Below are 13,635 nucleotides of genomic sequence, written 5' to 3' on the forward strand. Positions count from 1 at the left end.
CCTATGGACAAAATAATTACAAATATTAACGCGGATCGCCGGGTGCGGCGACTGCGGCCATTGGTCGTAGAGGGCAGCGCTTGAGCATTGAGCATAGCTTGCAATGAGATGGACTCTACAAACCGTGTACGGTTTCATGAAAGATGCCATGTCATTGTTTCAGAAGGACTTTTTCACCGGATACAAAAAAGGCCACTCTTTCGAGTAGCCTTTTTTGATGTTTGGTTGCGGGAGCCGGATTTGAACCGACGACCTTCGGGTTATGAGCCCGACGAGCTACCAGACTGCTCCATCCCGCGTCTGTGGGCGGCATTCTACAGCCAAGCGGCGGGGTGTCAACCGTTAATAGATGTATCGGTCAAATAAGTGTGAATTAGTCGTTGAATGGCCGCCCGCGAGCGGTAAGTGCGCGATAGACAAAGATTTTTGTCCGACAATCAAAAACAGGCGCGCACAAAAAAGGCCACTCTTTCGAGTAGCCTTTTTTGATGTTTGGTTGCGGGAGCCGGATTTGAACCGACGACCTTCGGGTTATGAGCCCGACGAGCTACCAGACTGCTCCATCCCGCGTCTGTGTGTCGGCATTCTACAGAGGAACGCCGGGGTGTCAACCGCTTATTCGAAGAAAAGCGCTTGTGGTTCAATCGGTTAGCTCTATAAGACACTTGTGTGAACGGCTCTGGCCCAGTCTGGCCAAGGGTTTCAGCTCTATTGGAGCGCTCGATTCGATTGAGAAAATAAATTCATCAGCGAATCTTCCTACCGTTCAAACGGAAGATTCAAACTACTGGTGCTATATACAGGGGTGGATGCGATACTGGCCATCCGTTGAATCAACCCTCTGTTTATATGACGCAGCGCAAAATCATCCACGTTGATTGTGATTGTTTCTACGCCGCCATCGAGATGCGCGACGACCCGAGCCTGGCGCAAAAGCCGCTGGCGGTGGGCGGCTCGGCTGACCGGCGCGGGGTGATCGCCACCTGCAACTACGAGGCGCGGGCGTATGGGGTGCGTTCGGCCATGTCTTCACGCCACGCCTTGAAGCTGTGCCCGGACCTGACCATCGTCAAGCCGCGCATGGATGCTTATAAGGAAGCGTCCAAGGAAATCCACACGATCTTTCGCGACTACACCGACCTGATCGAACCGCTGTCGCTGGATGAGGCCTATCTGGATGTGTCCGACTGCCCGCACTTCGGCGGCAGCGCCACGCGCATTGCCCAGGATATCCGACGCCGGGTCTCCAACCAGTTGCACATCACCGTCTCCGCTGGCGTGGCGCCGAACAAGTTCCTGGCCAAGATCGCCAGTGACTGGAAGAAACCCAACGGCCTATTCGTGATTACCCCGGACCAGGTCGAAGACTTTGTTTCCCAATTGCCGGTGAACAAGTTGCACGGTGTCGGCAAAGTCACGGCGGACAAGCTGGCGCGTCTAGGCATTGAAGACTGTCTGCAATTACGCGAGTGGAACAAGTTGGCGCTGGTGCGCGAATTCGGCAGTTTTGGCGAGCGGCTTTGGAGTCTGGCGCGTGGGATTGATGAGCGAGTGGTGCACAACGACAGCCGCCGGCAATCCATCAGTGTGGAAAATACCTACGATGTGGACTTGCCGGATCTCTCAAGCTGCCTGGCGAAACTGCCTGAGCTGATGGAAACCCTGGCGGGGCGGATGGCGCGTATCGACAGCAGCTACCGTGCAGGCAAGCCGTTCGTTAAGGTGAAGTTTCATGATTTTACCCAGACGACCCTGGAACAGGCGGGGGCAGGGCGGGATCTGGAGAGTTATCAACAGCTGCTGACGCAGGCGTTTAATCGGGGTGGGAAACCGGTGCGGCTATTAGGCATCGGTGTGCGGCTGCTGGATCTAAGCAGCGGTAACGAACAGCTCGAATTCTCCTGGTAGAAACCCGATCAAAAACTGTGGGAGCTGGCTTGCCTGCGATAGCGGTATATCAGCCACTCTATATGCAAGCTGGTTCACCGCTATCGCAGGCAAGCCAGCTCCCACATTTAGATTTGCTGCGTTTGTAAAATATCAGCGAGCGCCGGGATCTGCGACGAGTCGCCCCGCATCCTTGGTCAGCGCCTGCAAAAACTCCTGCTGCAGCTCGGGATCATTGCGAGTCAGTTCAATCAAGCTCTGTTCCAATTCGCTGGCTTCTTCTTCCAAACCCAACTCCGACAGGCGCTTGACCCGGTGCACCCACTGGTTCACCTCGTCATCTTCCAGGTCGTCATAGATCAGGCCATGGGCTTCCAGCAGCTTGCCGCGCAATGTGCTGCTGATCGCCAGGGTCGAGTCCGAATGCACGTCGTCCTGGCCATCTTCCACGCTGATTTTCAGGGTGGTGATGCGGTTCAGGTCCTGCTCGGCAAATGGGCTGTCCAACAGGTTCAGACGCAGGACGCCGTTGCGGTCGGTGCTCAGCTCATGGGTTTGCTTGCCGGCGGTGACTTGTACCGGGCGCTCGCTCCAGGGCAGGCTCGAATACTCCACGCGCTTGTCGCGCTGGACTTCATCGATACCCGCCAGGTTCTGTTGCGCGCGGCCATGGGACTGCACGTTCATGAACGGGTTGAGGCCGTCCACGCCGTAGGTCAGCCAGTCACGGGTCACGCTGGTCGGCAGGTTGCCAAGGGCGAAGATATTCACCACGTTGGCGCCCGCGCCGGCCACCAGGGCGACGGCACCCAAAGGCATCTCATAGAGTTTGCGCCAGGGCTGGTAGGGGGTGTAGCGGTCGTAACGACGGGTGACTTCGAACTCGGTGACCTCAAAGGTCTTCTGCTCGTGAATGCGCACCCGGCGTTGCGGCAGTTCCAGCACTTTGGGTTCGCCTACATCGATCTGCAGGCTGTGGTCGAGCAACTTACGCTCGACCCGCTCCTCGTGCTCACTGCGTTGCGACATCTGGTTGGCGCAGCCGCTGACCAGCAGGGCGCCGCACAAGGCGGCGCCCCCCAGGGCTCTGGTGTTTCGCTTGAACATGACTTCTCTTGATCTGGTTTTCAGCGACGAATACGCGCCTGGAGGAAAGACAGCACGTCAGCCACCGGCAACGGTTGGGCTTCGGCTTCGGTCCGGCTCTTGTATTCCAGATTGCCATCGGCCAGGCCACGGTCACTGACCACGATCCGGTGCGGGATGCCAATCAGTTCCATGTCGGCAAACTTGATGCCCGGGCTGGTCTTCTTGTCCCGGTCATCCAGCAGCACTTCAAAACCGGCGGCCGTCAGTTCGGCATACAGTTTGTCGGTGGCTTCGCGTACTTGCTCGGTTTCGTAGCGCAGGGGCACGAGCGCGATCTGGAACGGCGCCAGGGTGTCGCTCCAGATGATGCCGTTTGCGTCGTTGTTCTGCTCGATGGCAGCGGCAACCACGCGGGATACGCCAATACCGTAGCAACCCATTTCAAGGATCACCGGCTTGCCGTTTTCGCCCAGCACCTTGCAGTTCATCGCCTGGCTGTACTTGTTGCCCAGCTGGAAGATGTGCCCGACTTCGATGCCGCGCTTGATTTCCAGGGTGCCCTTGCCATCCGGGCTTGGGTCGCCAGCCACTACGTTGCGCAGGTCGGCCACGGTTGGAACCGGCAGGTCACGCTCCCAGTTCACGCCGAAGTAGTGCTTGTCGTCGATGTTCGCGCCAATACCGAAGTCGCTCATCAGCTCGACCGAACGGTCGATGATGATCGGCAGCGGCAGGTTCAGCGGGCCGAGGGAGCCGGCGCCGGCGCCAATGGCGTCGCGCAGTTCGGCATCGGTGGCCATGACCAGCGGGCTGGCCACGCCAGGTTGCTGGGCGGCCTTGATTTCGTTGAGTTCGTGGTCGCCACGGATCACCAGGGCGATCAGCTTGCCTTCTTCCTCGGCGCGCACGATCAGGGTCTTGATGGTCTTTTCAATCGGCAGATTGAATTTTTCCACCAGGGCCGCGATGGTCTTGGTCTCCGGGGTGTCCACCAGGCGCAGCTCTTCGGCCGGTGCAGCGCGGGACGTTTCCCGTGGCACGGCTTCGGCTTTCTCGATATTCGCTGCGTAGTCGGAGCCGTTGCTGAACACGATGTCGTCTTCGCCGGATTCGGCCAGCACGTGGAATTCGTGGGAGCCGGCGCCGCCGATGGAACCGTTGTCCGCTTCAACCGGGCGGAATTTCAGGCCCAGGCGCGTGAACACGTTGCAGTAGGCCTGGTGCATGCGGTCGTAGGTGACCTGCAGGGACGCCTGGTCTGCGTGGAACGAATAGGCGTCCTTCATGATGAATTCGCGGCCGCGCATCAAACCGAAGCGTGGGCGGATTTCGTCACGGAACTTGGTCTGGATCTGATACAGGTTCAGCGGCAGCTGCTTGTAGCTGCTCAGCTCGTTGCGCATCAGGTCGGTGATTACTTCTTCGTGGGTCGGGCCAGCGCAGAAGTCGCGGCCATGACGATCCTTGAAGCGCAGCAACTCAGGGCCGTACTCTTCCCAACGCCCGGATTCCTGCCACAGTTCAGCCGGTTGGGTGCTCGGCATCAACACTTCCAGAGAGCCGGCGGCGTTCATTTCTTCGCGAACGATGGCTTCGACCTTGCGCATCACCTTCAAGCCCATGGGCAGCCAGGTGTACAGGCCGGAGGCCAGTTTGCGGATCATACCGGCGCGCAGCATCAACTGATGGCTGATCACAACCGCGTCGGAAGGCGTTTCTTTCTGTGTGGCGAGCAAATATTGACTGGTACGCATGGTAGGCCGTTGTCGGTTGCTTGGACTTGAAATGACTTGGGATTGTACGGGCGGTTGCTGCCGGAGTACAGGCACGAGGTCGCAGTGTGTTTTTGTGGGAGCTGGCTCCCACATTGACTGAGGCTTGTCAGTCTTCTACCGGTGGATTCAACCGCGCCCGCCGATTTTCCTGAAACCAATGCAACGCAATCAGAAACAGCGTCGGCACACCCAGCAGGCAGGTGATCAGGAAGAAGTTGTGATAGCCGAACTTCTCCACCATCACCCCCGAATACCCGCCGATCAGGCGCGGCAGCAGCAGCATGATCGAGCTGAGCAGGGCGTATTGGGTGGCGGAGAACTTGAGGTTGGTCAGGCTCGACAAGTAGGCGACAAACGCCGAGGTCGCCATGCCCGAGCTGAAGTTATCCAGCGAGATGGTGAAGATCAGCATCTGCAAGTCCGGGCCCATGTCAGCCAGCGCGACGAACAACAGGTTGGTGCCCGCCGAGAACACACCGCCGATAAACAGGATCGGCAAGATACCGAACCGCACAATCAACAGGCCGCCCATGCCGGCGCCGAGCAGGGTCATGATCAGGCCGAAGATCTTGCTGACCCCGGCGATCTGGTCCTTGGTAAAGCCCTGGTCAATGTAGAACACGTTGGCCATCACGCCCATCACTGTGTCGGACATGCGGTAGGTGGCAATCAGCCCAAGCAGCAGCAGCGCCTGCCAACGGTAACGCAGGATGAAGTCATTGACCGGCGTCAGCACCGGAGCCAGGCCGCGACGGCCCATGGCCGAGAGGCAGAGCGCAGTGAGGGTGATATAGAGGATGGCCCGCAGGAACGCGCGGTCGTCCATCAGCAGGTCCCACAGGCTCATGCCGTGGAACATCACGCTCTCGAAATCGGTGTTGTACAACTGGGTGAACATCGCCGGCACCGACACCAGCAGCACAATCAGCACGAACACCGAGACCAATTGATGCACAAAACTGTAGCGCCCGGCCTGCAACTGGGTGCGCAGTGGCACATTGGGTTCGCGCATGAACAGGGTGGTCAGCAGCGCCGGCACCATCAATACGCCGAACAGCACATAGGTGCCGAGCCACGCCGAGTGTTGGTAGTTGAAACCGGTAGAGCCGAAGCCTTCGGCAAAGAACAGCGCACCGGCCGTGGCCAGGAGGGCGGCGATGCGGTAGCCAGACATATAGCTGGCAGCCAGGGCGGCCTGGCGGCTGTCGTCGGCGATTTCCAGGCGGTAGGCGTCCACCGCAATATCCTGGGTGGCCGACGCGAAGGCCACGACCACGGCAATGGCTATCAGCCAGGACAGGTGTTTCTGCGGATCGCAGAAACCCATGCCGATCAATCCGAGGATCACCAGCGACTGGGCAAGCACCAGCCAGGAACGTCGACGCCCGAGTTTGCCGAGGATTGGCAGGCGCCATTGATCGAGCAGCGGCGACCAGACCCACTTGAAGGCGTACGCCAGGCCGATCAGGCTCGCATAGCCGATGGTCTCGCGGGCCACACCGGCCTCACGCAGCCACACCGAAAGCGTCGAGAACACCAACATGTAAGGCAAGCCGGCGGCAAAGCCGAGCAACAACAGGACTAATGTCGAGGGGCTGGCATAGGCGGCGAGCGCGGCGCGCCAGGTTTTACGGGGCATGGGCTGGAGTCTGCCTCAGGATTGCGAAAACAAAGCGCGCACTCTAACCGCTGTGCTCTACCGGGCGCCAGCCATGACGCTGAATATCCACGCGATTGTTCAGGATACTGACACCTTCGCTGCGCAGGCGCGCACGTTGTTCGTCACCCGAGGCACTGCCCACCGGCAGACTTATCCGACCACCGGCAGCCAGCACCCGGTGCCAGGGCAGCCGCGTGTCTTGCGGCAACTGGCTTAACGTGCGCCCGACCCAGCGCGCCGCGCGGCCCAATCCGGCCAGCTGCGCCAGCTCGCCGTAACTGACCACGCAGCCTTCGGGCACCTGGGCCAACGTCAGGTACAGCGCCGTGCGGCGCATTTCGGCGGGGCTTTGCGGAGTGTCGGCGGGTTGATTCACTGTGGGTGCATCCGTTGAGATCTTCGGCCTAATTGTAAGAAACGTCTGTAATTATGCTGATGAGAATTGAACTCAATATTAATCCTTGAGTCAGTCCTAGCTATCTAACACGATAACGCGCCCTTTTCGCCAATCCTGAGCCCCGAATCCGCTTATGTTGTCCAGAACCCTGCTGTGCCTTGCTGTTTTCAGCGCCTCCACGCCCTTGCTGGCTGACACCGTCTGGTTGAAGAACGGTGACCGCCTGACCGGCAAGATCAAAGTCTTCGACGGTGGCAAGTTGCTGATTCAGACCGACTACGCAGGCGCCATCCCGATTGACTGGAAACAGGTGAAAACCCTGGAGAGCGACCAGGAGTTGCTGGTCAAGCAGGACGCCTACACCGGCGAGAAGGCCAAGTCGTTGAAAGCGGCGGAGGACGGCAAGGTGGTGCTGGCCAATGGCGAGGCACCGAAGACCGTCGATCTGGCCAGCATCCAGCAGATCATCAAGCCCAAGCCGGTGATCGAAGACCTGGTGTGGAAGGGTAATGTTGACCTGGCGCTGGACTACAAGCGTGCGGAAAAAGACACCAACGACTACGACATCGACTTCAAGACCTCCGCCCGTCATGGCCTGTGGCGTCATACCGGGCAGGGCGAGTACAACCGCGAGTTCCAGGATGATGTGACCACCACCGACAACTGGGCGCTGGAATATGACCTGGACCGGTTTATCACCGAACACTGGTTCTGGCAGGGCCGTCTGACCTACAAGCGCGACAAGGTTGAAGACCTGTCGCGCCAGCGCACCGTCGGTACCGGCCCGGGCTACCAGTTCTGGGATGATGAACTGGGCGCGTTCTCCCTCGGTTCCCTGGTCAACCGCACCGATTACGAGTATTCCGAGGGCGGCAAAGACCATTTCTACTCGCTGGCCATGAAGTGGAACTACAACCGCTACCTGGTGGGCAAGACCGTCGAGTTCTTCACCACAGGGGAATTGGGCAAACCGGTCGACGGCCCGATCGACTACTCCCTGGATGCGGAAATGGGCTTGCGCTACAAAGTCACCGAATGGGCGTCCCTCAACCTCAAGGCCGAGCGCGACATCATCAGTGGCGATTCCGACAGCAGCTTGAGCAAGACCCGCTACACCGCTGGTTTTGGCGTGGCCTGGTAACACGCTCGGACAAAACCTGCTTGGCAACCTCTGCGGATATTGATTACCTTGTGTTGAGATCCATTCCCATATGCCATGGGCGGCTGAATACCCCGAGGAGTCATACGTTGAGCGCACAGGTTGCCAAGAACGCCCGCGAGCTTTTGCTCAAGGAATACCGTGGGGCTCTCTCCACACTGTCCAAGGCCATGCCCGGGTTTCCTTTCGGTTCAGTGGTGCCGTACTGCCTCGACGAGCACGGCCGCCCGCTGATCCTGATCAGCCGCATCGCCCAGCACACCCACAACCTGCAAAAAGACCCCAAGTGTTCGCTGCTGGTCGGCGAGCGCGAGGCGGACGACGTGCAAGCGGTGGGGCGCCTGACCTACCTGGGCGAAGCCGAGAAGATCGAAGACCCGGCTGCGATTGAAGCGGCGGCAGAGCGCTATTACCGCTACTTCCCCGACTCCGCCAACTACCACAAGGCCCATGACTTTGATTTCTGGGTACTCAAGCCGGTACGCCATCGCTACATCGGCGGGTTTGGCGCGATTCACTGGGTTGATCAACTGACCCTGGCCAACCCGTTCGCCGGCAAGGCTGAGCGCAGCATGATTGAACACATGAACAGCGATCACACCAAGGCCATCGCCCATTACGTCGCGTTGACCGGCTTGCCCACCCGCGAGCCCGCACAGTTGGCCGGTATCGACAGTGAAGGCATGCACTTGCGTGTCGGCCAGTCGTTGCATTGGCTGCCTTTTGCAGAGCCTTGCAACACGCCGACACAAGTGCGCGAAGCCCTGGTTTCATTGGCTCACGCTGAGGCCTGGCCGAAAAAAACCGCAGCCAGCGCTTGAATTCACGAAACGGCGACGTCATCTAAGGTGGACTAGCAAGGCATTCTTGCGTTGAGGAACCAGTTGATGCGCCCTTTTTTATTGCTCTTTCTGCTATTTCCAGTGTTGGAGCTGTTCGTCTTTGTTCAAGTCAGCAGTGCGGTCGGGTTTTTCCCGGCGTTGCTGCTGATTATTCTCGGCTCGATGCTTGGCGTGTTGGTGCTGCGCGTCGCCGGCCTGGCCACGGCACTGCGTGCCCGTGAAAGCCTGAATCGCGGCGAACTGCCAGCCCAGACCATGCTTGAAGGCCTGATGATGGCCCTGGCCGGTGGCCTGTTGATCCTGCCGGGTTTCATCAGCGACGTGATCGGCCTGCTGCTGTTGCTGCCGTTCTCGCGCAAGCTGCTTGCTGGCAAGATGCGCCAGCGAGCTGAAGAGGCTGCATTGCGCCAGCGTGCGTTCGCCGACGACCTGCAACCCCGCGGCGGCCCGGCCCCGCGCCAACCGCTGGGGCGTGAAGGTGATGTGATCGAAGGCGAGTTCGAACACCGCGACAGCAAATAACGCTTCTCTGGCACGGCACCTCTGGGTGCCGTGTTGCTTTCAGCCGTCGGCACAGGTAAAAAATTTCCGCCGAGGCCCCTTGTAATAAGCTTATGCGCCCTTATGTAACGGTCACCGCAAGGTTTCTGGTGGCGACACCAGACAGACTTCCGCGTCTTGCTTGGCGAGGCGTGACCGGCACAGCCGGAATACAACCCGCCGGTACTGATACCGGCCGATGAAAAACACAATTAGGAGAGATCGACAATGAGCAAGCTTCGTCCTCTGCACGACCGCGTCGTAATCCGTCGCAGCGAAGAAGAAAAGAAAACCGCTGGCGGTATCGTTCTGCCAGGTTCGGCTGCTGAAAAAGCCAACCACGGTGTGATCGTCGCTGCAGGCCCAGGCAAGACTCTGGAAAACGGTGACGTGCGTGCGCTGGCCGTAAAAGTCGGCGACAAGGTTGTATTCGGCCCTTACTCCGGCAGCAACACTGTGAAAGTTGATGGCGAAGATCTGCTGGTTATGGCTGAGAACGAGATTCTCGCCGTTCTGGAAGACTGATTTCCCCGCTCATTTTCCCGTTACTACAAAGTATTTAAGGAATATCGATCATGGCTGCTAAAGAAGTTAAATTCGGCGATTCCGCCCGTAAAAAAATGCTCACCGGTGTCAACATCCTGGCTGACGCAGTAAAAGCGACCCTGGGCCCGAAAGGCCGTAACGTGATCATCGAGAAGAGCTTCGGCGCTCCGACCATCACCAAGGACGGCGTTTCCGTCGCCAAAGAAATCGAACTGGAAGACCGTTTCGAAAACATGGGCGCGCAGCTGGTCAAAGACGTTGCCTCCCGTGCCAACGATGACGCAGGCGACGGTACTACCACCGCTACCGTCCTGGCTCAGTCGATTGTCAACGAAGGCCTGAAAGCCGTCGCTGCCGGCATGAACCCGATGGACCTTAAGCGCGGCATCGACAAGGCGACCATCGCCATCGTTGCCGAGCTGAAAAACCTGTCCAAGCCATGCGCTGACACCAAGGCTATCGCTCAGGTTGGCACCATCTCCGCCAACTCCGACAACTCCATCGGCGACATCATTGCCGAAGCCATGGAAAAAGTCGGTAAAGAAGGCGTGATCACCGTTGAAGAAGGCACAGGCCTGGAAAACGAACTGTCGGTTGTAGAAGGCATGCAGTTCGACCGTGGCTACCTGTCCCCGTACTTCGTCAACAAGCCAGACACCATGGTTGCCGAGCTGGAAAGCCCGCTGATCCTGCTGGTCGACAAAAAGATCTCGAACATCCGCGAAATGCTGCCAGTGCTGGAAGCCGTTGCCAAAGCCGGCCGTCCACTGCTGATCGTTTCCGAAGACGTTGAAGGCGAAGCCCTGGCGACTCTGGTTGTGAACAACATGCGTGGCATCGTTAAAGTCGCAGCCGTCAAGGCTCCAGGCTTCGGCGACCGTCGCAAGGCCATGCTGCAGGACATCGCTGTTCTGACCGGCGGTACCGTTATCTCCGAAGAGATCGGCCTGAGCCTGGAAAGCGCCACCCTGGAAAACCTGGGCAGCGCCAAGCGCGTGACCATCTCCAAGGAAAACACCATCATCGTTGACGGTGCTGGCGATGAAACTGACATCCAGTCGCGCATCACCCAGATCCGCGCCCAGGTTGCCGAAACTTCGTCCGACTACGACCGTGAAAAACTGCAAGAGCGCCTGGCCAAGCTGTCCGGCGGCGTTGCAGTGATTAAGGTTGGCGCTGGTTCCGAAGTTGAAATGAAAGAGAAGAAAGCCCGCGTTGAAGACGCCCTGCACGCAACCCGTGCAGCCGTTGAAGAAGGCGTGGTACCTGGCGGTGGCGTTGCGCTGATCCGTGCTCTGGAAGCCCTGGTTGACCTGAAAGGCGACAATGCTGACCAGAACGTCGGTATCGCTGTTCTGCGTCGTGCCGTTGAATCGCCACTGCGTCAGATCGCTTCCAACAGCGGCGACGAGCCAAGTGTTGTGGTCAACGAAGTGAAGAACGGTAAAGGTAACTACGGTTACAACGCCGCAACCAGCGAATACGGTGACATGGTTGAGATGGGTATCCTGGACCCAACCAAAGTAACCCGTTCGGCGTTGCAGGCTGCCGCTTCTATCGCTGGTCTGCTGCTGACCACCGAAGTCGCGATTGCCGACAAGCCAAAGGCTGAAGGCGCTGGCGGCGGCATGCCAGACATGGGCGGCATGGGTGGCATGGGCGGCATGATGTAAGCCAGCCTTACCCCCCGTACTGAAAAAGCCCCGCCTGCAGTGATGCAGGCGGGGCTTTTTTATGGCTGATCGTTCCCATCCATTACCGCGTGCTCAACTGCGGACTCGCCTCCTTGGGTCCCTTCCAACTCAACAACTGCTGCTTGAACCCATAACTGGCGCCCTGGTAATAGGTAATCGCCCGCTGAATCAAAGGATCATCACTGCCCACCCGCAACTCCTGGCTTTCACCCAGTGCCTGGTCATGACGACGCAAGCCCAGGCGCGGACTGAGAATTGCCAGGTCCTTGCCGTCAAACAAGCCCAGGTGCTGATAGTTGCCAACCACCACGCGCGGTGGCAGTGGGTTGTCTTGCAACAGGTTGCGGCCGAAAAACGTCGATTCATAACTCAGGTTGAGCAACCCCAGCAGCGTCGGTGCCAGGTCGATCTGGCTGGCCAGTTGCGCGCTTTCCCGGGCATCAATCAGCTTCGGCGCATAGACGAACAGCGGAATCTGGTAGTTGGTGATGGGCAGGTCTTCCTTGCCCGCGCTGCCAGCGGTGTGGTCGGCGACAAACACAAAGATCGTGTTATCGAACCAGGGTTTCTGGCGTGCCGCGGCGAGGAACTCACCGATGGCGTGGTCGGTGTACTTCACCGCGCCATCGCGGCCGTTGCCGGATTTGATGTCGATACGCCCGTCCGGGTAGGTGTAGGGGCGATGGTTGGAGGTGGTCATCAGTTGCAGCAAGAACGGCTGCTGCTTGGCGTAATCGGCATCCGCCAGTTTCAGGGTTTGTTTGTAGAGGTCTTCGTCGGCCATGCCCCAGGCGTTTTTAAACGAGATTTCCGCCTCTGGCACGCTGCTCTGGTCCACGACCCGATAACCGTTGCCGCTGAAAAACGCGTTCATGTTGTCGAAGTAACCGCGCCCGCCGTAGACGAACACACTGTCGTAGCCGACGGCGCTGAGTTGCTGGCCGAGGCTGGCGAAACCGCTTTCACGGCCAATGCGCTTGACGATCGAGCGGCCGGGCGTCGGCGGGATCGCCAGGGTGATCGCCTCCAGCCCACGGTCGGTGCGCGTGCCGGTGGCATAGAAGTTGTTGAAGTACAGGCTTTGCTTGCGCAGCGCATCGAGGTTGGGCGTGAGGTTGCGCTCATCGCCGTTGCTGCCCATGTACTTGGCGCTGAAGCTTTCGATGGTCACCAGCACAATGTTGGGTTTGCGCAACGTGCCGGGGTTGTCGATGGCCCGGCGGATATCCAGGGGGTCTTTGCCGATAAAGCGCGCATTGGGTTCGCTCAGCTCGGCCCGCAGCTGCTTGGCGACCACGTCGGTGGGCAGGGTTTTGTAGAACTGCGGGTAGTCCAGTTCATTGTTACGGAACGCGGCGAAGAACTGATACGGGCCGTTGCTGGCCAGCTCGTTGTTGTAGGCATTGCCGCCTTGGGTGCGCGGGCTGTCCTGGCTGATCAGTTGCAGGCTGAGGCCGGCGATCACCAACAGGCCCAACGCATTCACCAGGCGCCCACGCAGCGGTGGCAGTGGCGCGTTCATTGCCGCGTTGAAGGGCTTGCGCAGGAGCAGGCTCAACACAATCGCCAGCATTGCCAGCAGGCTGAGAAGCTTGCCGATGGGGTAGGACTCCAGCAGGTTGTTCAACACCTCGTCGGAGTACACCAGGTAATCGACGGCGATAAAGTTGAAGCGCACGCCGAACTCATCCCAGAACAACCATTCGGCGACGGAGGTAAACAGCATCGCGAACAGGCTGACCGTGAGCAGCGCTTGCAGAAACCAGCGATGGCCCCGGCGACGCCACAGCGCGGACGGGCAGAGCAGCAGGTACAAGCCCAGCGGCAGGGCGGCATAGGCGAGGAAGCCCAGGTCGTACAGCAGGCCCACGCCAAATACCGGCAGCAGGTTGCCACTGACTTCATCCAGGTGAGTGATGAGCAACACGCCACGCGTGAGCAGGAAAACGGCGAGCCAGGCACCGGTTACCAACAGCAAATAGCGCATAGGCGCTGTTTTGAGAAACCCCATGTCTAACTTCCTTATATCGATGGGCGGCGATCTTC

The 13,635-nt window shown here is 59.1% G+C and carries 11 protein-coding genes and 2 tRNA genes; 6 read left to right on the forward strand and 7 right to left on the reverse strand.

The features are described from left to right. Positions 1-222 precede the first annotated feature (222 nt). A tRNA-Met gene (locus ACU688_RS00565) sits at positions 223-299 on the reverse strand. A 194-nt stretch (positions 300-493) separates the two neighbouring features. Further along, a tRNA-Met gene (locus tag ACU688_RS00570) sits at positions 494-570 on the reverse strand. Positions 571-849: 279 nt separating this feature from the next. Here ACU688_RS00570 and dinB point away from each other — a divergent pair. After that, entirely contained in the window at positions 850-1,908 is a 1,059-nt protein-coding gene (dinB, locus tag ACU688_RS00575; protein ID WP_448183292.1) for a DNA polymerase IV, read from the forward strand. A gap of 132 nt (positions 1,909-2,040) precedes the next feature. Here the strand turns inward: dinB and ACU688_RS00580 are convergent, their stop codons facing one another. The 4 genes from ACU688_RS00580 to ACU688_RS00595 all read right to left on the reverse strand — a co-directional run bounded on the left by ACU688_RS00580 (position 2,041) and on the right by ACU688_RS00595 (position 6,748). Further along, positions 2,041-2,994, reverse strand: a complete 954-nt coding sequence (locus tag ACU688_RS00580; RefSeq protein ID WP_207040591.1) for a hypothetical protein — start codon at positions 2,992-2,994, stop codon at positions 2,041-2,043. Positions 2,995-3,014: 20 nt separating this feature from the next. Next, on the reverse strand, positions 3,015-4,730 hold the full coding sequence (locus ACU688_RS00585) for a proline--tRNA ligase (protein WP_257784011.1): 1,716 nt from the start codon (positions 4,728-4,730) through the stop codon (positions 3,015-3,017). Positions 4,731-4,857: 127 nt separating this feature from the next. After that, positions 4,858-6,390, reverse strand: coding sequence for an AmpG family muropeptide MFS transporter (locus ACU688_RS00590; protein ID WP_448183293.1), 1,533 nt, complete (start codon positions 6,388-6,390; stop codon positions 4,858-4,860). A gap of 43 nt (positions 6,391-6,433) precedes the next feature. Next, the gene (locus ACU688_RS00595) at positions 6,434-6,748 is read right to left on the reverse strand and encodes an MGMT family protein (protein ID WP_207040803.1); all 315 of its coding nucleotides are present in this window, start codon (positions 6,746-6,748) and stop codon (positions 6,434-6,436) included. 193 nt (positions 6,749-6,941) lie between these two features. Between ACU688_RS00595 and ACU688_RS00600 the strand changes: the two genes are divergently transcribed. The 5 genes from ACU688_RS00600 to groL all read left to right on the forward strand — a co-directional run bounded on the left by ACU688_RS00600 (position 6,942) and on the right by groL (position 11,568). Further along, entirely contained in the window at positions 6,942-7,949 is a 1,008-nt protein-coding gene (locus ACU688_RS00600; protein WP_448183294.1) for a DUF481 domain-containing protein, read from the forward strand. A gap of 107 nt (positions 7,950-8,056) precedes the next feature. Beyond that, entirely contained in the window at positions 8,057-8,788 is a 732-nt protein-coding gene (locus ACU688_RS00605) for a HugZ family pyridoxamine 5'-phosphate oxidase (protein ID WP_448183295.1), read from the forward strand. Between the two features lie 66 nt (positions 8,789-8,854). Beyond that, positions 8,855-9,331 carry an FxsA family protein gene (locus ACU688_RS00610; RefSeq protein ID WP_448183296.1) on the forward strand — a complete coding sequence of 159 codons (477 nt, stop codon included), beginning with the start codon at positions 8,855-8,857 and terminating at the stop codon, positions 9,329-9,331. Between the two features lie 246 nt (positions 9,332-9,577). Continuing rightward, positions 9,578-9,874, forward strand: coding sequence for a co-chaperone GroES (locus ACU688_RS00615; protein ID WP_003175874.1), 297 nt, complete (start codon positions 9,578-9,580; stop codon positions 9,872-9,874). A 50-nt stretch (positions 9,875-9,924) separates the two neighbouring features. Further along, positions 9,925-11,568, forward strand: coding sequence for a chaperonin GroEL (gene groL, locus ACU688_RS00620; protein WP_448183297.1), 1,644 nt, complete (start codon positions 9,925-9,927; stop codon positions 11,566-11,568). An 82-nt stretch (positions 11,569-11,650) separates the two neighbouring features. On the opposite strand, the gene ACU688_RS00625 is transcribed toward groL, so the two are convergent. Next, the gene (locus tag ACU688_RS00625; RefSeq protein ID WP_448183298.1) at positions 11,651-13,600 is read right to left on the reverse strand and encodes an LTA synthase family protein; all 1,950 of its coding nucleotides are present in this window, start codon (positions 13,598-13,600) and stop codon (positions 11,651-11,653) included. Positions 13,601-13,635: the final 35 nt, after the last annotated feature.

It is taken from the genome of Pseudomonas acericola (SeqCode) (assembly GCF_053456465.1).

Bases quoted from the DNA above. Each gene is read 5' to 3' on its own strand.
- ACU688_RS00580 (WP_207040591.1), bottom strand. From the start codon at position 2,994: ATGTTCAAGCGAAACACCAGAGCCCTGGGGGGCGCCGCCTTGTGCGGC.
- ACU688_RS00615 (WP_003175874.1), top strand. From the start codon at position 9,578: ATGAGCAAGCTTCGTCCTCTGCACGACCGCGTCGTAATCCGTCGCAGC.
- ACU688_RS00590 (WP_448183293.1), bottom strand. From the start codon at position 6,390: ATGCCCCGTAAAACCTGGCGCGCCGCGCTCGCCGCCTATGCCAGCCCC.
- ACU688_RS00600 (WP_448183294.1), top strand. From the start codon at position 6,942: ATGTTGTCCAGAACCCTGCTGTGCCTTGCTGTTTTCAGCGCCTCCACG.
- dinB (WP_448183292.1), top strand. From the start codon at position 850: ATGACGCAGCGCAAAATCATCCACGTTGATTGTGATTGTTTCTACGCC.
- ACU688_RS00610 (WP_448183296.1), top strand. From the start codon at position 8,855: ATGCGCCCTTTTTTATTGCTCTTTCTGCTATTTCCAGTGTTGGAGCTG.
- groL (WP_448183297.1), top strand. From the start codon at position 9,925: ATGGCTGCTAAAGAAGTTAAATTCGGCGATTCCGCCCGTAAAAAAATG.
- ACU688_RS00595 (WP_207040803.1), bottom strand. From the start codon at position 6,748: ATGCGCCGCACGGCGCTGTACCTGACGTTGGCCCAGGTGCCCGAAGGC.
- ACU688_RS00585 (WP_257784011.1), bottom strand. From the start codon at position 4,730: ATGCGTACCAGTCAATATTTGCTCGCCACACAGAAAGAAACGCCTTCC.
- ACU688_RS00625 (WP_448183298.1), bottom strand. From the start codon at position 13,600: ATGGGGTTTCTCAAAACAGCGCCTATGCGCTATTTGCTGTTGGTAACC.